This window comes from Dankookia rubra (assembly GCF_004355005.1).
Classification (GTDB): domain Bacteria; phylum Pseudomonadota; class Alphaproteobacteria; order Acetobacterales; family Acetobacteraceae; genus Paracraurococcus; species Paracraurococcus ruber_A.
The window spans coordinates 122494-140560 of record NZ_SMSJ01000003.1; the positions used below are offsets into that span (position 1 = coordinate 122494).

The 18067-nt window shown below is 69.6% G+C and carries 17 protein-coding genes; 10 read left to right on the top strand and 7 right to left on the bottom strand.

Annotation, left to right across the window (positions count from 1 at the left end; translation table 11 throughout):
* Window positions 1-6 precede the first annotated feature (6 nt).
* The 3 genes from E2C06_RS03700 (at window position 7) to E2C06_RS03710 (ending at window position 1960) form a co-directional block, all read left to right on the top strand.
* Complete coding sequence (locus E2C06_RS03700; RefSeq protein ID WP_133287224.1) at window positions 7-957, top strand: ABC transporter substrate-binding protein; 951 nt, start codon at window positions 7-9, stop codon at window positions 955-957.
* Between the two features lie 53 nt (window positions 958-1010).
* The gene (locus E2C06_RS03705) at window positions 1011-1403 is read left to right on the top strand and encodes a carboxymuconolactone decarboxylase family protein (RefSeq protein WP_133287225.1); all 393 of its coding nucleotides are present in this window, start codon (window positions 1011-1013) and stop codon (window positions 1401-1403) included.
* Between the two features lie 74 nt (window positions 1404-1477).
* A complete protein-coding gene (locus E2C06_RS03710; protein WP_133287226.1) occupies window positions 1478-1960 on the top strand; it encodes a nucleoside deaminase in 483 nt (160 codons plus the stop codon).
* A gap of 65 nt (window positions 1961-2025) precedes the next feature.
* Here E2C06_RS03710 and E2C06_RS03715 read toward each other — a convergent pair whose 3' ends face one another.
* Window positions 2026-3498, bottom strand: a complete 1473-nt coding sequence (locus E2C06_RS03715) for an ATP-binding protein (RefSeq protein ID WP_133287227.1) — start codon at window positions 3496-3498, stop codon at window positions 2026-2028.
* A 105-nt stretch (window positions 3499-3603) separates the two neighbouring features.
* On the opposite strand from E2C06_RS03715, the gene E2C06_RS03720 reads away from it, so the two are divergent.
* Window positions 3604-4185 (top strand): hypothetical protein, encoded by a 582-nt coding sequence (locus tag E2C06_RS03720; protein ID WP_193560414.1) that lies wholly within the window; start codon window positions 3604-3606, stop codon window positions 4183-4185.
* Between the two features lie 203 nt (window positions 4186-4388).
* On the opposite strand, the gene E2C06_RS03725 is transcribed toward E2C06_RS03720, so the two are convergent.
* The 3 genes from E2C06_RS03725 to otnI form a co-directional block, all read right to left on the bottom strand.
* Window positions 4389-5381 carry a helix-turn-helix domain-containing protein gene (locus E2C06_RS03725; protein WP_370451408.1) on the bottom strand — a complete coding sequence of 331 codons (993 nt, stop codon included), beginning with the start codon at window positions 5379-5381 and terminating at the stop codon, window positions 4389-4391.
* Window positions 5382-5451: 70 nt separating this feature from the next.
* Window positions 5452-6612 carry a 2-hydroxy-3-oxopropionate reductase gene (locus tag E2C06_RS03730; RefSeq protein WP_277751786.1) on the bottom strand — a complete coding sequence of 387 codons (1161 nt, stop codon included), beginning with the start codon at window positions 6610-6612 and terminating at the stop codon, window positions 5452-5454.
* Complete coding sequence (gene otnI, locus E2C06_RS03735) at window positions 6494-7270, bottom strand: 2-oxo-tetronate isomerase (protein ID WP_133287229.1); 777 nt, start codon at window positions 7268-7270, stop codon at window positions 6494-6496. The genes E2C06_RS03730 and otnI overlap by 119 nt, the downstream gene beginning before the upstream one ends.
* 123 nt (window positions 7271-7393) lie before the next feature.
* Between otnI and E2C06_RS03740 the strand changes: the two genes are divergently transcribed.
* From E2C06_RS03740 to E2C06_RS03765, 6 genes are all read left to right on the top strand, one after another.
* Window positions 7394-8461: an AI-2E family transporter gene (locus E2C06_RS03740; RefSeq protein ID WP_241671104.1), complete on the top strand. Its 1068-nt coding sequence runs from the start codon at window positions 7394-7396 to the stop codon at window positions 8459-8461.
* 80 nt (window positions 8462-8541) lie between these two features.
* Window positions 8542-10140: an ABC transporter substrate-binding protein gene (locus E2C06_RS03745; RefSeq protein WP_133287231.1), complete on the top strand. Its 1599-nt coding sequence runs from the start codon at window positions 8542-8544 to the stop codon at window positions 10138-10140.
* 68 nt (window positions 10141-10208) lie between these two features.
* Window positions 10209-11195 carry an ABC transporter permease gene (locus E2C06_RS03750; RefSeq protein ID WP_133287232.1) on the top strand — a complete coding sequence of 329 codons (987 nt, stop codon included), beginning with the start codon at window positions 10209-10211 and terminating at the stop codon, window positions 11193-11195.
* Between the two features lies 1 nt (window position 11196).
* Window positions 11197-12111 (top strand): ABC transporter permease, encoded by a 915-nt coding sequence (locus E2C06_RS03755; protein WP_133287233.1) that lies wholly within the window; start codon window positions 11197-11199, stop codon window positions 12109-12111.
* Window positions 12111-13112 (top strand): ABC transporter ATP-binding protein, encoded by a 1002-nt coding sequence (locus E2C06_RS03760; RefSeq protein ID WP_133287234.1) that lies wholly within the window; start codon window positions 12111-12113, stop codon window positions 13110-13112. The genes E2C06_RS03755 and E2C06_RS03760 overlap by 1 nt, the downstream gene beginning before the upstream one ends.
* Entirely contained in the window at window positions 13105-14160 is a 1056-nt protein-coding gene (locus tag E2C06_RS03765) for an ABC transporter ATP-binding protein (protein ID WP_133287235.1), read from the top strand. The genes E2C06_RS03760 and E2C06_RS03765 overlap by 8 nt, the downstream gene beginning before the upstream one ends.
* On the opposite strand, the gene E2C06_RS03770 is transcribed toward E2C06_RS03765, so the two are convergent.
* The 3 genes from E2C06_RS03770 to E2C06_RS03780 form a co-directional block, all read right to left on the bottom strand.
* Entirely contained in the window at window positions 14127-14594 is a 468-nt protein-coding gene (locus E2C06_RS03770) for a CreA family protein (protein ID WP_133287236.1), read from the bottom strand. The genes E2C06_RS03765 and E2C06_RS03770 overlap by 34 nt on opposite strands.
* Window positions 14595-14783: 189 nt before the next feature.
* Window positions 14784-16478, bottom strand: a complete 1695-nt coding sequence (ggt, locus tag E2C06_RS03775; protein WP_133287237.1) for a gamma-glutamyltransferase — start codon at window positions 16476-16478, stop codon at window positions 14784-14786.
* Between the two features lie 51 nt (window positions 16479-16529).
* Window positions 16530-18056 (bottom strand): YifB family Mg chelatase-like AAA ATPase, encoded by a 1527-nt coding sequence (locus tag E2C06_RS03780; RefSeq protein ID WP_133287238.1) that lies wholly within the window; start codon window positions 18054-18056, stop codon window positions 16530-16532.
* Between the last annotated feature and the right edge of the window lie 11 nt (window positions 18057-18067).

The following is an 18067-nucleotide window of genomic DNA, read 5'->3' on the forward strand; positions in this document are numbered from 1 at the left end:
AGGACCATGCTTCGCCGCAGCCTGCTCGCCACGCCCGCCCTGCTCGCCACCCTGCCTGTCCGTGCCCAGGGCAGCATCAAGCTGACTATCGCCACCGGAGTCGATCCTTCATTCTCGCCCTTCTATGTCGGCAAGGAAGGTGGTTTCTTCGAGAGGAACGGACTCGACGTGACGGTCAATACAGGGCCCTCCGGCAGCGCCATGGTGGCCTTCCTGATCGGCGACCAGGTGAACGCCGCCTATGGCGCCGAACAGGCCGGCGTCTCCGCCCATGTCCGCGACCCGAACGTGGTGGCGGTGGCGGAGGGCACGGCGCTGCTGCGCTGGATCAGCGTGCTGGGTCGGAACATCGACAGCATGGATGGGCTGAAGGGCAAGATGGTCGGCGTCGCCCGCGGCACCGGCAGCGAGACCTTCTGGCTCTCGGTCGTCGACAAGCTGAAGCTCAACCCGGCCGATTATACCATCGTCAATGTCGAGGCGCCGGAGATGGTCGCTGCGCTGGAGCGCGGCAACATTGACGCCTTCGCGGTCTGGGAGCCATGGCCCACCCGGGCGATGAAGGCGATCCCGGGCACGAAGGTCCTGGTGAACAACGAGCCGATCCAGATCGTCCGCAACTTCGTCTACATGAACAAGGCCTGGGCGCGGGCTAACCAGGAGGCGACCGCGCGGCTGATGCGCGCGCTGGTCCAAGCGACCGAGTTCATCGAGGGCCACAAGGACCAGGCCGCACAACAGGTGGCGCGTTTCCTGCGCCAGGATCGCGCCTTTGTCGCCGAGCTGATGACCAAGGTCGGCTTCCGGATGAACCTGACGCCGGAGTCGGTCGGCAACATCCAGCTGGCGATCGACCAGCTCCGCGGCATGGGCAAGCTGGGCCGCGAGGTGACGCCGGCGGAGGTGATCTGGCCGGGCGCCCTCCAGATGGTGGCTCCCGAACGGGTGCGTGTCTGATCCGGCTGGCTTAGCCTTTCCCGGCCCATCCACACAGGGAGGAGACAGACGCCATGGACAAGGGACCGAACTACGCCAAGGGTCGCGCGGTTCGTCAGAAGCTGATCGGCGACCGTGCCGTCGAGCAGATGGCGAAGACCGTCTATGACGACCCGATGATGGAAAAATTCGGTGACTACGCCACCGAGGCCGTTTTCGGGATGCTCTGGACCCGGCCCGGCCTCGACCTGAAGACGCGGGCGCTGATCTGCGTCGTCTCGGACACCGCGACGCATGCCTGGCCCGAGTTGAAGATCCACTTGCGGATGGCGCGCAACATGGGCTGGACCGAGGACGAGCTGAGCGAGGCGCTGCTGCATATGGGAGGCTATGTCGGCCTGCCCTCGGTGCGGGAGGCGCTGCTGGTCGCCAAGGAGCTGTTCCGCGAGATCCGCGAGGAGGCGTAGCGGAAGCGCCGCGGCGCCGGTGGGCTTCGTTGCGAGGCCGCCGGCGCCGCACATCCCCAGAACAAGGTTGTCGCATGACCGGAGCCGACCCCGTTGCCCTGCGCCATATGCGGCGTGCCATCGCGCTGGCCTGCGACTCGGTCGCCGCCGGCGGCGGGCCCTTCGGTGCGGTCATCGCGCGCGGGGAGGAGGTGGTGGCGGAAGGCAGCAACCGGGTCACCGTCGACCTCGATCCGACAGCGCATGCCGAGGTCACGGCGATCCGCCGTGCCTGCGCCTCGCTCGGCCGCTTCGACCTGCGCGGGCTGACGCTCTATTCAAGCTGCGAGCCTTGCCCGATGTGCCTTGCCTCGATCCATTGGGCGCGGCTGGACGGTGCCTGGTTCGCCGGCACCCGCTGGGACGCCGCGGCGGCCGGCTTCGACGACGAGTTGCTGTACCGCGAGGTGACCGCCCCGCTTGAGGCGCGCATGGTGCCGACCCGGCCGCTGCTGGCCGAAGAGGGCAAGCAGCCCTTCGCCGCCTGGCTGGCGAAGCCGGATCGCACGCCCTACTGAGTCCCTGCGTCGAGCCGGAAAAATGGATGGTGGGCTCGGGGAGAACACCTTCTCCTCGATCCTGCTTACGCTGCTGCGGCTTCTGGGTCGCCGGGCGCCGTCTCCCAGCCCGGGCCGATGATCGTGACGATCCGCCGCGACGCCGCGTCCGGCCGGCAGGCGATCGCCCCCTGCTTCTCGATAAACTCCAACGCCGAGCGCCCGCGCCCGCGCGAGACGCTGCCGAGCACCCGGGCGATCGCCAAGTCGGAGGGGCAGGGGGCGCCCTCGATCGCCGCGCGGGCCAGCAGCAGGTAGGCGCCCTGGCGGTCCTCCGGCAGCGCCGCGGCGTGTTCGAGCGCGAGGGGCCATTCCGGCCGCGCCTCCAGCGATTCGGTCACGCCGGCCAGCACCAGGGTCAGCAGCCGGCGGAAGGCCGGCAGGTCCAGCGGGCGGCCCGGCAGCATCTCGATCCGGCAGCGCAGCTGGTAGTCCTGGTGCAGCGCCAGCACCGGGCGGAAGGCCGCCTGCGGATCCGCCATGATGGTGCGCAGCACGCCGAGCTGCGCGCGGCGGCGGCCGGCTTCCTCCTCGGCCGAGGGGGGCGGCAGGGCGGCGGGGGCGGCCGGACGGGCGGCGGCGAGCTGCGCCAGCAGGTCGGGCGGCGGCGCGGCCGGTAACCGGCGCGGCCGTGGCGCCTCGGCAGGAGCCGCTTTCAGGATGAGCGCATGCGCCTCCTCCCGCGGGGTTTCGGGCAGCGGCATGAGCCCCGGGCCGGCGCCGCGGCTCTCGGTCTCGACCGCGCCGACCCGAACCGCGAGCGGGCGACGCGCGAGGGCCGGGCCGAGCGCCATGAAGCGCCCGCGCTCAAGGTCGCGGAACATCTCCGCCTGGCGCTTCTCCATGCCCAGCAGGTCGGCGGCGCGGGCCATGTCGATGTCGAGGAAGGTACGGCCCATGAGGAAGTTGGACGCCTCGGCCGCGACGTTCTTGGCCAGCTTGGCCAAGCGCTGCGTGGCGATGATGCCGGCCAGGCCGCGCTTGCGGCCGCGGCACATCAGGTCGGTCATGGCGGCGAGCGAGCCGCGCCGCGCCTCCTCCGCCACCTCGACCCCGCCGCCGGGGGCAAAGAGCTGGGCCTCGTCCACCACCACCAACATGGGCGTCCAGAACTGGCGCTCGACAGCGAAGATGCCGTCGAGGAAGGCCGCGGCGCGGCGCATCTGCCCCTCGACATCGACGCCTTCCAGGTTCAGCACGACCGAGACACGGTGCTGCCGCACCCGTTCCCCGGCCAGGACCAGACCCTGCTCGGTCTGCTCGGCGGCGTCGATCACCAAATGGCCGAAGCGATCGGCCAGCGAGGTGAAGTCGCCCTCAGGGTCGATGACCGCCTGTTGCACGAAGGGCGCGCTGCGTTCCAGCAGGCGGCGCAGCAGGTGCGACTTGCCGCAGCCGGAATTGCCCTGCACCAGAAGGCGGGTCGCCAGCAGTTCTTCAAGGTCCAGCAGCGCCGGCTGGCCGTTGTCGCGCAACCCGAGATCGATGCTGACCGCCATGCCGCCTCGGCTCCGTGGAGGCGTGGTCCTAGAGCAGCCGGCCCGGCCACTCAATCAGCCGCGCGCATTCACCAGGCCGAAAGGAGAGCCCGGCTAGGAAAAGCCATGCAGACCGCGCCCCCCGCCGCCGAGATCGCCGCGCAGTTCGACGACCTGCGGCGCTTCATCGACCGCCGAATCGCCGAGCTGAGCGCCGAGGTGCATGCCACGGTCCAGCTGGTGGACTATTCGGAAACCAACCTGTCCGGCCAGCTCGCGCGAATTCATGAGCAGGTCGCCGGGCTGGTCGCCATTCCCGCCGCCAGCACCCGCAACAGCGGGATCGAGCTGGAGGCAGTGGTGCAGGCGACCGAGGCCGCCGCCACTACGATCATGGAGGCGGCCGAGGCGATCCAGGACTGGATCGAGGGCGGCGCACAGGATAAGGCCGCGCTGCGGGCGCTCTCTGCCCGGGTCAGTTCGATCTTCGAGGCCTGCAGCTTCCAGGACGTGACAGGCCAACGGATCCGCCGGGCCATCCAGCACCTGCAGCAGGTGGAGACGATGCTGCAAGGCATCATTCCGGCCGGCACCGCCTCCGCACAGGCGGTGGTGGAGGTAAGGGCGCTCGCGACCACGGTTGCCGAGCCTGCCCAGGCCGGGCCTGACCTGGCCCAAGCCGACGTCGACCGGCTTCTGAATGGCTGATGCGGATCGCGCGACGCGAAGACCGCCCGGACGCATGCATCAGGTCTCACGACTAGGTTGCGTCGGATTGGCATCCGGGTCAGTCACGCAACCCGATGCCGGGCAGGTCGCAGGCGCGCGCGCGTTCCCAGGCGTTCAACAGTTGGGCCGCCGCGCGCCGCAGCCTTGCCGCGGCCAGGCCAGAACGCGAATCGCTGCAGCTTTCAGGCCGCGGCCTCGGTCGGGCTGGCATCGTGCAGCAGCGCTCGCAGCCGGCTCGCCGCCACGCCGCCCTTCAAGGCGTCGCGCCAAGCGGATTCGGCCACCCGCTGGTGCAGGCTGACGGCCTCGTCCGCCGCGGTGATCATGGCGACGCCGGCGCCCACCGCCGGGCTGGTATCCGGGGGGAAGGGGCTGGTGACCACGTGCGCCCGCTCCCGCCCCCGCAGCACGATGAAGCCGCCGGTCGGCTCGGGGCCTTCCTTCAAGCCGATCTGCAGGCCGATCGGCACGGCTTCCATCAGATTGGCCAGGTTCTCGATTTCTGCGGCCGCGGCGGCCCGGCCGCGAGCGCGGCCCCGCTCGGAGGTCGCCAGGCTGCCGGCGATCCCATCCTCGAGCGAGCGGCGCAGGGCGGCCTCGGACAGGATGGCGATGATGCTGGGACGACGCTGCTGATACAGCTTCCGGCGCATCGACAGGATGGAGAGCGCCTGTTCGGCCTGGCCGCGGCCCTGGATCGGATCGCCGCCCGCCTCCGCGGCCTCGGCCCAGGCCTCGTTCAGCGCCGCCTCATAGGCATCCGAGGCAACCTGGAAGCAGACGCTGCCGCCGAAGACCAGGATCTGGTCGGCCTCCTCCTCGAGCTGGCGCAGGCGCTCCTGGAAGGCGAGGGGGCGGGAGAAGTAGTCGATGCCGATCCCGAGCAAGGAGAGCGGCGAAATCTTCAGCAACTCGGCCAGCCGCCGGATGGTATCCAGCTTGATGACCTCGCCTTTTTCGTAACGATAAAGCGCGGCGCGCGAGACGCCGAGCCGCGCGGCAATCTCCTCGGCCCGCAAGCCGGATTCGAGCCGGTAGGCACGCAGTTGCTGCCCGATGTCTGCGAAACGCATCCCGATCTCCGGCCCGCCATGGCTGTCCGGCACGCGGCGTATTCTGGAAATGCCCCCGCTGCCGGTACTCGTCCAAAAAACTTGCGCGCTTTTCGCGCTCAAGGCAAGCCTCGTAGGCAGGTTTCACGGCGGGCGGGGCACTGTACCCCGCCGCTCGCGTGTTGCGTCAGCCTTAGGCGTCCGGCGCAACCGGGTGCGCCGCCATGGCTTCCAGGGCCTTCACCAAGCCGGAGTGATCCAGGCCGCCATTCCCCGCGGCAACCGAAGCGGAAAAGAGCTGCTGTGTAGAGGCCGTGTTCGGCAGCGCGACTCCAAGCTCCTTCGCCGACTGAAGGGCCAAGTTCAGGTCCTTCTGGTGCAGCGCAATGCGGAAGCCCGGATTGAAGGTCCGCTTGACCATACGCTCGCCATGCAATTCCAGGATGCGTGAGGTGGCCAGGCCGCCCATCAGCGCTTGGCGCACCTTGACGGGATCGGCACCCGCCTTACTCGCAAAAACGAGAGCTTCACCCACGGCCTCGATCGTCAACGCGACGATGATCTGGTTGGCAACTTTGGTGGTCTGCCCAGCGCCGTTTGGGCCGACCAGGGTTATGTTCTTGCCCATCGCCTCGAGGAGCGGCCGGGCGCGCTCGAAGGCGGCCGGCTCGGCGCCGACCATGATGGTCAGGCTCGCCGCCTTGGCGCCGACCTCGCCGCCCGAGACAGGGGCGTCGATGTAGTCGCAGCCCAGGGAATTGACCTTGGCGGCGAACTCCTTGGTCGCGGTGGGGCTGATCGAAGACATGTCGATCACCAGCTTGCCCTTCGACAGCCCGGCGGCGACGCCGCCGGCGCCGAACAGCACGGCCTCGACATCGGGGGTGTCGGGGACCATCAGAATGATGACCTCGGCCGCCGCGGCGACCGCGGCGGGGTCGGCGACGACGGCGAAGGCAGCGCGCGCCTCGGCATCGAGACTCTTCCGCTCCGGTACGATGATGTCGTGGCCTGCTGCCTTCAGGTGGCCGGCCATGGGCTTGCCCATGATGCCGAGGCCGATGAAGCCGATCTTCATGCCTGCATTCCTTCGATCTGTTGGATGTGGAGGATGGCCGTCCGCCGGTCGGAGTGCCGGAAGGCACGCAGCCCTGCCGCGGGCGGCCGCGCCGCGAAGCGCTTCGGATGGGCGGAGCGAAGCCAGGTGCGCAACCAGCCACGCGCCGCGCGGCGCATCACCGATACGGCGCGAACCAGCTGAGACCCGCCTCTGTCTCGCCCGCGGGCCGGTATTCGCAGCCGATCCAGCCGCGGAAGCCGAACTCGTCGATCTTCCGGAAGACGAAGGGCCAATTGACCTCGCCGGTGCCGGGCTCGTTGCGGCCCGGATTATCCGCGACCTGCATGTGGGCGATGATGGGCAGGTGCTTCTCCACCCGTTTGACAATGTCGCCCTCGGTGATCTGGCAGTGGTAAAGGTCGAACTGCAGCCCGATCCGCTCCGGTCCTATCGCCTCGATGATCGCCGCGCCCTCGGCCATGGTGTTGAGGAAAAAGCCCGGGATGTCGCGGTGGTTGATCGGCTCGATCACCGGCTTGACGCCCGCCTTGCCGCATTCCTCGGCGGCCCAGGCCAGGTTCGCGGCATAGGTGGCCAGCAGGGTGTCGCGCGGCACGCCAGCAGGCGTCAGCCCCGCCATCAGGTGCAGCCGCGGGCAGGAGAGGGCCGCGGCATAGTCCAGCGCCTTCTTCACGCCATCGCGGAACTCGGCGCTGCGGCCGGGCAGGGCGGCCTGGCCACGCTCGCCCTTCGCCCAGTCTCCGGGCGGGGCGTTGAACAGCACCTGCTGCAGCTCGTTGTCCTTCAGCCGGGTGGCGATTTCGGCGGCCGGGAAGTCGTACGGGAAGAGGAACTCCACTGCCTGGAAGCCGGCCGCCCGGGCACGGGCGAAGCGGTCCAGGAAGGGAGCCTCGTTGAACATCATGGACAGGTTGGCGGCGAAGCGCGGCATGGCGCGGTGACTCCCCCCGATTAGGCTGCGGAAGCTAACGGCGCGGCGACGGGCTGGCTACTGCCGCGGATGCGCCGGGTATCGTCCGATGGTACAGCGTGGCGCTCGAATCGGAGGCGGATGATGCAGCCTGACACTGGCAACCCGGTCCGGATTCTCGGGATGCTCGCGGCGCTGGCCCTGGGCTTCGGCTGCCTCCTGGTTTTGCGGCCGTTTCTTTCGGCGCTGCTCTGGGCCGCCATCCTGGTTTATTCGACCTGGCCCGCCTTCCGGATGCTGCGGGAGCGGCTGCGGCTCTCGCCCGGCTTCGCCGCGCTGCTGATGGTGCTGGCGGAATTCCTGCTGATCGGCGTTCCACTGGTCTTCGCCACGCCCACGAAGCGGGAGGAGATCGACGGGCTGCGCGCATCGGTCGAGACCTTTCTGACCCAGGGGATGCCGGGCCTCGGCGACTGGCTGGGCCGGCTGCCGCTGATCGGCCCGAGCCTGCAGGACCACCTGGCCGGGGTGGATTTCGGCTTTTCCGGCCTGGCCGACCTGATCAGCCCTTATGCCGCCACCCTTGCGCAGGGCGCACTCGGGGTGCTGCTGGCGGTGCTGTCGGGCCTGGCGGAGGTGCTGCTCGCCATCCTCCTGGCTTTCTTTCTCTACCGCGACGGCCCGGCAATCGCGCAGCGGGCCGAGGCGGCATTGGCCCGGCTGGCCGGTGCCCGGACCCAGCATATCGTCGAGCTGATCGGCGGCGTCACCCGCGGCGTGGTCTATGGGCTGCTCGGCACCGCCGTGGTGCAGGGGCTGATGACCTGGTTCGGCCTCTGGCTGACCGGGGTGCCGCGGCCGGCGCTCCTGGCAGTGATCGCCGGCTGCATCTCGATCATGCCGGTCGGAGCGCCGCTGGTCTGGATCCCCGCGACGCTCTGGCTGTTCGCCCAGGGGCAGACCGGCTGGGCAATCTTCCTCGGCCTCTATGGCGCCTTCGGCATCAGCAGCGCCGACAACGTCATCCGCCCATGGCTGATAGCCCGCGGCGCCGACCTGCCGCTGCTGCTGACCCTGCTCGGGGCGCTGGGCGGGGTCTTCGCCTTCGGCTTTCTCGGGCTTTTCCTCGGCCCGGTGCTGCTCGCCGTAGGGTTCACATTGCTCAAGGATTGGGCGGACGAGGCGGCTACCCCGGCGAAAGGTCCGGGCTGAGACCCTTCCGGCGGCCCGCGCCCGCGATTATAGGTCGAGCGCGAGACTCGGGATTACCGGGCCGGGACGGAGGCAGGGCGATGCGGGTGAAGGCAAGGGCGGTCCTCCGGACCGCCGCGGCATTGGCGTTACTGGCATTGGGGGCGGGCGCCGTGCAGGCGAAGAGCGTTCGCTGGGCCGCGAGCGGCGACCCGAACACCATGGATCCGCACAGCCAGAACGTCGGCACGGTGACGATGGTGCTGCAGCAGGTCTACGACCCGCTGCTGAAGCGCAACCAGGACCTCTCGCTTGCTCCGGGCCTGGCAACCGAATGGCGCCAGGAGGAGCCGACCCGCTGGCGCTTCACCCTGCGCCAAGGGGTCAAGTTCCACGAAGGCGAGGCACTGACAGCCGAGGACGTCGCCTTCTCCGTCCAGCGGGCACTGCAGCCGACCAGCAACTTCGGCATCTACGTGGACACAGTGGACCACGCCGTTGCGGTGGACGAGCGCACGGTCGACATCATCCTGAAGCGTCCCGACCCGATCCTGTCGAACAAGCTGGCCAGCATCTTCATCGTGTCGAAGAGTTGGTCGGAAAAGCACAACGCCACCCGGCCGCAGAACACCCGGGCGCGGGAGGAGATGCACACCACCCGCAACACCAACGGCACCGGCGCCTACCGGCTCGCCTCGCGCGAGCCCGACGTCCGCACCGTGCTGGCGAGGAACGAGGCCTGGTGGGGCTGGGGCGTCGAAGGCAATGCCGGCAACGTCACCGAGATCGTCTACCGTCCCATCGCCTCCGACGCCACGCGGATCGCCGCGCTGCTCTCGGGCGAGGTGGATTTCGTCATGGACCCGCCGCTGCAGGACCTGAACCGGCTGCGCGCCGCGCCAGGGGTGAAGGTGATCGAGGGGCCGGAGGTACGGTCCATCTTTCTGGCGATGGACGTGAACCGGGACGAGCTGCTCTACGGCGACGTGAAGGGCAAGAACCCCTTCAAGGACCTGCGCGTTCGCCAGGCGCTCTATCAAGCGATCGACGTCCAGGCTATCCACCGCACCACAATGCGCGGTCAGTCCGTGGTGACCGGCACGCTCTTCCCCGAGCAGGTCAACGGCTATGTCAAGGCGGAGGACGTGCGGCTGCCCTTCGATGCTGCCCGCGCCAAGGCGCTGCTGGAGCAGGCGGGCTATCCCCAGGGCTTCAGCGTAACGCTCGACTGCCCGAACAACCGCTACATCAACGACGAGCAGATCTGCCAGAACATCGCCGCGATGTGGTCGCGCGTCGGGGTAAGGACCGCGGTGAAATCGCAGCCGCTGGCGCCCTTCTTCGCGCAGATCCAGAAGGATGACACCTCGGTCTACCTGCTGGGCTGGGGCGTGCCGACGCTCGATGCGCTCTATTCCTTCCAGTCGCTGCTGGCATTCCGCAACGGCGACCAGGGCGACGGCATCTGGAATTACGGGCGCTATTCCAACCCGCGGATGGACGCGCTGGTGCAACGCATGAAGACCGATACCGGGGAAGCGCGGCAGGCGGCGATCACGGAGGCGCTGAAGCTCTACCGCGAGGACGTGCCGCATATTCCGCTGCACCACCAAATGATCCCCTGGGCAATGCGGTCCAACGTCCAGATCCCGCACATGGCCAACAACCAGCCCTATTTCCGCTGGGCTGTGGTGAATTGATGAAGGAGCGAGACATGCCCCGGTTATCCAGGGTTGGTGCGGCGGCCGCGGTCCGGGTACGGGCCTGAATGTTCGCCTTCATCCTGTCGCGCATCCTGCAGGCCATCCCGGTCATGCTGGTCGTGGCGCTGATCAGCTTCGCCATGTTCGCCTATGTCGGCGACCCGGTCTCGATCATGCTTGGCCAGGACTTTACCGAAGCGCAGCGCACCCAGCTGATCAAGGACCTCGGCCTCGACCAGTCCTTCCTCATGCAGTTCTCTACCTTCATCGGCAATGCGGCGCAGGGCGAGTTCGGCCTCTCCTACCGGCTCTCCCGCCCGGTGGCGCAGCTGATCGGCGAACGCGCGCCGGCCACGCTGGAGCTTGCCATCTGCGCCGCCAGCATCGCGCTGGTCGTCGGCGTGGCGATGGGCGTCTATACTGGCCTTTACCGCAATTCCTGGCTCAGCCGCGCCTTCCTGACCTTCAGCCTGGTCGGCGTCTCGCTGCCGCCCTTCCTGATCGGCATCCTGCTGATCCTGATCTTCTCCGTCTGGCTCGGCTGGCTGCCGAGCTTCGGCCGCGGCGAGGTGGTGCAGTTCGGCTGGTGGAGCACCGGATTCCTGACCTGGTCGGGCCTCAAGGCGCTGATCCTGCCGGCCATCACCCTCGGCCTGTTCCAGCTCACCCTCATCATGCGGCTCGTGCGGTCGGAGATGCTGGAGGTGCTGCGAACCGACTACATCAAGTTCGCCCGGGCGCGGGGCCTTGGCAACCGCGCGATCAATTTCGGCCATGCGCTGAAGAACACGCTGGTGCCGGTCATCACCATCGCCGGGCTGCAACTCGGCGGCATCATCGCCTTTGCCATCGTGACGGAGACGGTGTTCCAGTGGCCCGGCATGGGGCTGCTCTTCATCCAGTCGGTCGGCGCCGCCGATATCCCGGTCATGGCGGCCTACCTCATGCTGATCGCGCTGGTCTTCGTCGGGATCAACCTGGTGGTCGACCTGCTTTATTTCCTTGTCGACCCGCGGCTGCGGGTCGGGCGCGGCGCGGCCGGGGGGCACTGAGATGGCCTCGGCCCTTGCCCGCGCCTTCGACAGCGACCTCTGGTGGTCCTTCAAGCGCTCGCCGGTCACGGTGGCCTCGGCCCTCGTGGCGCTGGTCTGCATCCTCGGTGCGCTGCTGGCGCCCTGGATCGCGCCGCACAATCCCTTCGACCTCGCCACGCTGAACCTCGGAGATGCCTTCAAGCCGCCGGCCTGGGCGGAGGACGGCGACCCCCTCTTTGGGCTCGGCACCGACGACCAGGGCCGCGACGTGCTCTCGGCCATCATGTACGGCGCGCGCATCTCGCTGCTCGTGGGCGTCTGCGCGGTAGTCTTCTCGACCCTGGTGGGCGTCGCGGTCGGCCTGCTGGCCGGCTACCTCGGCGGCACGGCGGACAGCCTGCTGATGCGCATCGCGGATATCCAGCTGACCTTCCCCTCCATCCTCATTGCCCTGCTGGTGGACGGCGTAGTCCGCGCCGCGGTGCCGCGGGAGGTGCATGACCAGATCGCGCTCTTCGTCGTGATCTTCGCCATCGGCATCAGCGCCTGGCCGCAATTCGCCCGCACCGTCCGGGGATCGACCCTGGTCGAGCGCAACAAGGAATACGTCCTGGCGGCGCGGATCATCGGCATCTCCCAGGTCAGGATCATGCTGACCCATGTGCTGCCAAACGTGATCGGGCCGGTGCTGGTCATCGCCACGCTCAATCTCGGCTTCGCCATCCTGGCGGAGGCGACGCTCTCCTTCCTTGGCGTCGGCGTGCCGCCGACCCAGCCTTCGCTCGGCACCCTCATCCGGATCGGCAACGACTTCTTGTTCAGCGGCGAGTGGTGGATCACCATCTTCCCGGGCATTGCGCTGATCTGCATGGTGCTGTCGGTGAACCTGCTGGGCGACTGGCTGCGCGACGCGCTGAACCCGAGGCTCCGCTGATGCCCCCGATCCTCGAAGTCCGCGACCTGCGGGTGGAATTCCCGACGCGCCGCGGCACGCTGACGGCGCTCGACGGCGTCTCCTTCGACATTGCCCCGGGCGAGGTGCTGGGCGTGGTCGGTGAATCCGGCGCCGGCAAGTCGATGACCGGCGCCGCGATCATCGGCCTGCTGGAACCCCCCGGCCGCATCGCCGGCGGGCAGATTTTGCTAAGCGGCAAGCGCATCGACAACCTGCCCTATGAGCAGATGCGCCGCATCCGCGGCCGCGAGATCGGCGCCATCTTTCAGGACCCGCTGACCACGCTCAACCCGCTGTACACGGTGGGGCGCCAGCTGATCGAGACGATGCAAACCCATTTGCCGCTTTCCGACAAGGAAGCCCGGCAGCGCGCCATCGGCTGGCTGGAGATGGTCGGCATCCCGGCCGCGGCGCAGCGTGTCGACAGCTACCCGCACGAGTTCTCGGGCGGTATGCGCCAGCGCGTGGTCATCTCGCTCGCCCTCTGCGCCGAGCCCAAGCTGATCGTGGCAGACGAGCCGACCACCGCGCTCGACGTCTCCATCCAGGCGCAGATCATAGCCCTGCTGAAGACCCTGGCGCGGGAGAAGCGAACGGCGATGATGCTGGTCACGCACGACATGGGCGTCATCGCCGAGACCGCCGATCGCGTTGCCGTCATGTATGCCGGCCGCATCGCCGAGATCGGCCCGGTCCGCAGCGTGGTGAAGTCGGCCAAGCACCCCTATTCCGCCGGCCTCATGGCCTCCATTCCGCCGCTCGACCGGAAGGTCGACCACCTCGCCGGCATCGAGGGTTCCATGCCCAGGCTCTCCGCCATCCCGCAGGGCTGTGCCTTCAACCCGCGCTGCGCGCATGTCTTCGCCCGCTGCAGGATCGAGCGGCCCGAACTGCTCGAGACCGGCAGCACGCGGGCAGCCTGCTGGCTCTACGACCCCGCCTCCGAAAAGCAGGCACCGGAGGTGATGCGCCATGTCTGAGACGCCCGTGCTCGTCGCCGAGGACTTGGCGCGCTACTTCGACGTCTCCCGCCCGCTGCTGCAGCGGCTGCTGTCGCGGGAGGGCCGCCGCACCCTGAAGGCCGTCGACGGCGTCTCCTTCGAGATCCCGAAGGGCACCACGCTCTCCCTCGTCGGCGAGAGCGGCTGCGGCAAGTCGACCGTCGCCCGCCTGGTCGTCGGCCTCTATCGCCCGACCCGCGGTCGCGTACTGTTCGAGGGGATCGAACTGGAGAAAGCCCGCGCCGATGCCGAGACCCGGCGGCGGATGCAGATGATCTTCCAAGATCCCTATGCTTCTCTCAACCCTCGCTGGCGCGTGCAGGACATCGTCGCCGAGCCTATCCGCGCCTTCGGCATGGCGGAAGGAGCCGCGGCGCTGCGCGAGCGCGTCGGTCATTTGCTGACCCAGGTCGGCCTCTCGCCGCTGGATGGCGAGAAGTTCCCGCACGAATTCAGCGGCGGCCAGCGCCAGCGTATCTCGATCGCCCGCGCGCTTTCCTCCAACCCCGACTTCCTGGTCTGTGACGAGCCGACAAGCGCGCTCGACGTCTCGGTCCAGGCGCAGATCCTTAACCTGATGAAGGACCTGCAGCAGCGGCTGGGGCTGACTTACCTGTTCATCAGCCACAACTTGGCGGTGGTGCGGCAGATCAGCGACCGGATCGGCGTGATGTATCTCGGCCGGCTCGTCGAGCTCGCCCCGGCGGAGACGCTCTTCACCGCGCCGAGGCACCCGTATACACGGGCGCTGATGGAGGCAATCCCGGACCTTGAGATGACCGGGCGGCAGCGGATCCCCGTCGGCGGGGAGGTGCCGAGCCCGATCAGCCCTCCTTCCGGCTGCCCCTTCCACCCGCGCTGCCCGCTGGCCGATGCCCGGTGCAAGGCGGCGATGCCGGCGCTGCTAGCCCCCATGACGCAAGGCGATACCGTGGTCGCCTGTCATGCGGTGGAGGAGCGGCGCGACCCGCCCCCGGCGCCGGCCGGCGCCGATCAGCGCATCGGCACGACCGCCATCGCATTGTAGGGCGAGCCGTCCACCAGCTTGGTCGACCAGGCCATGTAGACCACCACGTTGCGTTCTTCGTCGAGGAAGCGGTGCACCCGCGTCTCCTTGAAGAACAAGCTGGTGGCGCTCTCGTAGACCCGCTCGCCCTTTGCGCTGCGGCGGGCGGCGTCGCTCACCTTCACCGCCCCGGTCTGGGTGCAGGACAGCGCGAAGCGCGCCGGGTCCTCGGCCAGCCCGACCATGCCGCTGACCCCGCCGGTGCGGGCCTGGGCGATGTAGCAGGACACGCCTTCAATCTTCGGATCGTCGAACCGCTCGATGACGATCTGATGGCTGCGGGTCAGGCCGAGGTTGGTCAGCGCGGTATTCACATGACCGATCTCCTTGGTTTCTTGGGCGAAGGCGGCGCAAGGCAGGGTCAAGGCGGCGGCAAGGATGGCGAGGCGGCGCATGGCGGGCTCCTGCAGGTACGGCTGACAGGCTTCAACATCGGTCGCGCAGATTGGCGACCGTAAAATCCAACCCATGCGCGGATGTGACCGGCAGCGGCGCCGGTTTCAGAACCGCATGCCGAGCCGCAGGGGCCGTTGTGCCGCGGCGAATCGACGCGTGATCGTGCGCGCCCCCCCCCGCGATCCGCGCTATTCGCCCAGCGCCACGCCATCCCGCCGGGGATCCGCACCGCCCTTCAGGCGCAGTCCGCCGGCCTCGCGCAGCATCCGGATGGCGTGCAGCCCGCTGGTCATGGTGCGGACCTCCACCGGGAAGCCGCGCGCCTGCAGCGCCGGGGCCAAACCCGCGGCAGAGGTGCCGGCCTCGAGCTCGATCCGCTCGTTCGCCGCGCCGATCCTGGGCAGCGCGACCGCGGGTTGCGGGTCCATCCCCCAATCCAGCATCGCCACCAGCGTCTGCGCCACATGGCCGATGATGCGGAAACCGCCAGCCGAGCCGACCACCGCTGCCGGCAGGCCATCTGCGCCGAAGACGATGGTGGGCGACATCGAGGAGCGCGGCCGCTTGCCTGGCGCCACCCGGTTTGCCACCGGCCTGCCGTCGATCTCCGGTAGGAAGGAGAAGTCGGTCAGCTCGTTGTTCAGCAGCATCCCGCGCACCATTAGCCGGGCGCCGAAGACGTCCTCGATGGTGGTGGTCATCGCCACGACATTGCCGGCGGCATCGACGATCGACAGATGGCTGGTGCCGTTCTCCGGCTGCGGCGGTTGCGCGGCCAGCGGGGCGCCGGCGGACCAGGGCGGGTTGCCGGCGCGGGGTCCAGCCAGGGCGCGGTCGCGGTCGATCAGCTGCGCCCTGAGCGTCAGGTAGGCCGGGTCGAGCAGGCCGCGCAGCGGCACCGCCACCTGATCGCCATCGGCAAGATAGCGGTTGCGGTCGGCGAAGGCGATGCGCCCGGCCTCGCCCAGCAGATGCGCGGCATCGAGCACGCGTGCCTCGGACGGCGTGCCACGCGGGTCGAGCGAGGCCATGTCCTGGTGGCCGAGCAGCGCCATGATCTGCAGCACCGCCACGCCGCCGGAGGAAGGCGGCGGAAATCCGCACAGGGTCCAGGTCCGGTAGGGCGCGCAGACCGCCTCCCGCAGCCGTGGCGCATAGCCGGCCAGGTCGTCCGTGGTCATGAAGCCGGGATTGGCATGCGCCCGCACGGCGGTGGCAATATCGGCGGCGATCGGGCCGAGGTGTAGCGCATCGGCGCCCTGTTCGGCGACGGCGCGCAGCGTCGCGGCCAGGGCCGGGTTGCGCAGCGGCGCGCCGGCGGCGAGCGGCCTGCCACCGGGCAGCAGCAGCGCGCGGGCCTGCGGGTCGCGTCCCAGCCTGTCGGCATCGGCGGCGATCTGCGCCGAAAGCCGGGCGGAGATGGGGAAGCCGGCGTCGGCGACGGCGATGGCCGGGGCGAAAAGCTGTGCCCAGGGCAGCCGGCCCTGGTCCTTGTGCGCGGCTTCCAGCATCCGCATCGCACCGGGCACGCCGACGGCACGGCCGCCGACCGCCGCGTCGAGGAAGGGCATTGGCTGCCCGTCGCGCAGGAAAAGCCCGGGCGGCGCGGCGGCCGGCGCCGTCTCCCGCCCGTCCCAGGCGGCGAGGCGCCGGGCTGCGGCGTCCCAGTGCAGCAGCAGGGCACCGCCGGCGAGGCCGGAGGCCTGCGGTTCCACCACCGCCAGCATCGCCTGGGCGGCGATGGCGGCATCGATGGCATTGCCACCGGCGCGCAGCATGGCCGAGCCAGCCTCGGCCGCCAGCGGATGGGCCACGGCGATCATCTGGCGTTGCGCGCGCGCAGGCACGGCGAGGAGCAGGAGCAGCAGGACCAATCGGATCATCGCGCTCCCCTCGAATGTCCGACCTTTGTAGCGGCGGGCGGGGAGGCGCGGCTAGGCCGCCTGGATGCGGGCGCCGCCGCGGTGGCGGAAGGCCAGCGCCTCGGCCACATGGGCTCGCTGCACGGCCTCGCTGCCGGCCAGGTCGGCGATGGTACGCGCGACGCGCAGGGTCCGGGTATAGCCGCGCGCCGAAAGCCGCAGCCGGTCCGCCGCCTGTTCCGCCAGCAGGCGTGCCGGGGCATCGGCCAGCAGCGTGCGGTCCAGCACAGCGCCCTCGGCGACGGCATTGCAGCGGGGGCCATCCGGGCCGTAGCGCGCGCGCTGCCGCTCGCGCGCCGCGCGGATGCGGGTGGCGACCGCCATTGTCGTCTCGCCGACCGGAGCGCGGGCCAGCTCGGCCGGGGGCACCGGCATGACCTCGATCGCCAGGTCCATGCGGTCGAGCAGCGGGCCGGAGAGGCGCATCTGGTAGTCCTCGCCGCAGCGGGGCGCCCGGCCGCATTCGCGCGGGGCGTCACCGAGGTAGCCACAGCGGCAGGGGTTCATCGCGGCGATGCACTGGAAGCGCGCGGGGTAGGTGACGTGGTGGTTGGCGCGGCTGATGCTGGCGCGGCCGGTCTCCATTGGCTGGCGCAGCGCCTCCAGCGCCGGACGGGGGAATTCCGGCCATTCGTCGAGAAACAGCACGCCGTTATGGGCCAAACTGATCTCGCCCGGCTTGGCGCGGTTGCCGCCCCCCGTCAGCGCCGCCTGGCTGGCGGAGTGGTGCGGCTCGCGGAAGGGCGGGCGGGTGACCAACCGGCCGCCGCGCAGCAGGCCGGCGATGGAATGCACCAAGCTGACCTCCAAAGCCTCCTTCGAAGTCAGGTCGGGCAGCAGACCAGGCAGCCGGGCCGCGAGCATCGACTTGCCGGCGCCCGGTGGGCCGATCATCAGCAGGTTGTGCCCGCCAGCAGCCGCGACCTCGAGCGCGCGCTTGGCGCTTTCCTGCCCCTTCACCTCGGACAAGCACGGTCCCTGCCAGGGCGTGCTGTCCGCCGCCGGCGGCTCCGGCGGCGTCAGCACCTGGGTCCCGCGGAAGTGGTTCATCAGCGCGAGCAGGTCGGGCGCGGCCAGCACCTCGATTCGCCCGGCCCAGGCGGCCTCGCTCCCCTGGGCCGCCGGGCAGATCAGGCCAAGGTCGCGCTCGGACGCCGCGAGCGCCGCGGGCAGCACCCCGGCTACCGGGTTGATCCCGCCGTCCAGGGCGAGTTCTCCAAGCGCGGCATAGCCGGCCAGCTCCTCGCGCGGCAGGACATCCATCGCGGCCAGCACCGCAAGCGCGATGGGCAGGTCGAAATGGCTGCCTTCCTTGGTGATGTCGGCCGGCGCCAGGTTCACCAGCACGCGCTTCGGCGGAAGGGACAGGCCGAGGCCGGCCAGTGCCGCGCGCACCCGTTCCCGGCTCTCGCCGACCGCCTTGTCGGGAAGGCCGACAACCAGGAAAGCCGGCAGGCCGGCGGCGATCTGCACCTGCACCTCGACCGGCTGGGCATCGATGCCGGCGAAGGCGAAGCTGGCGACTCGGGCGATCGTCATGCGACTGACCA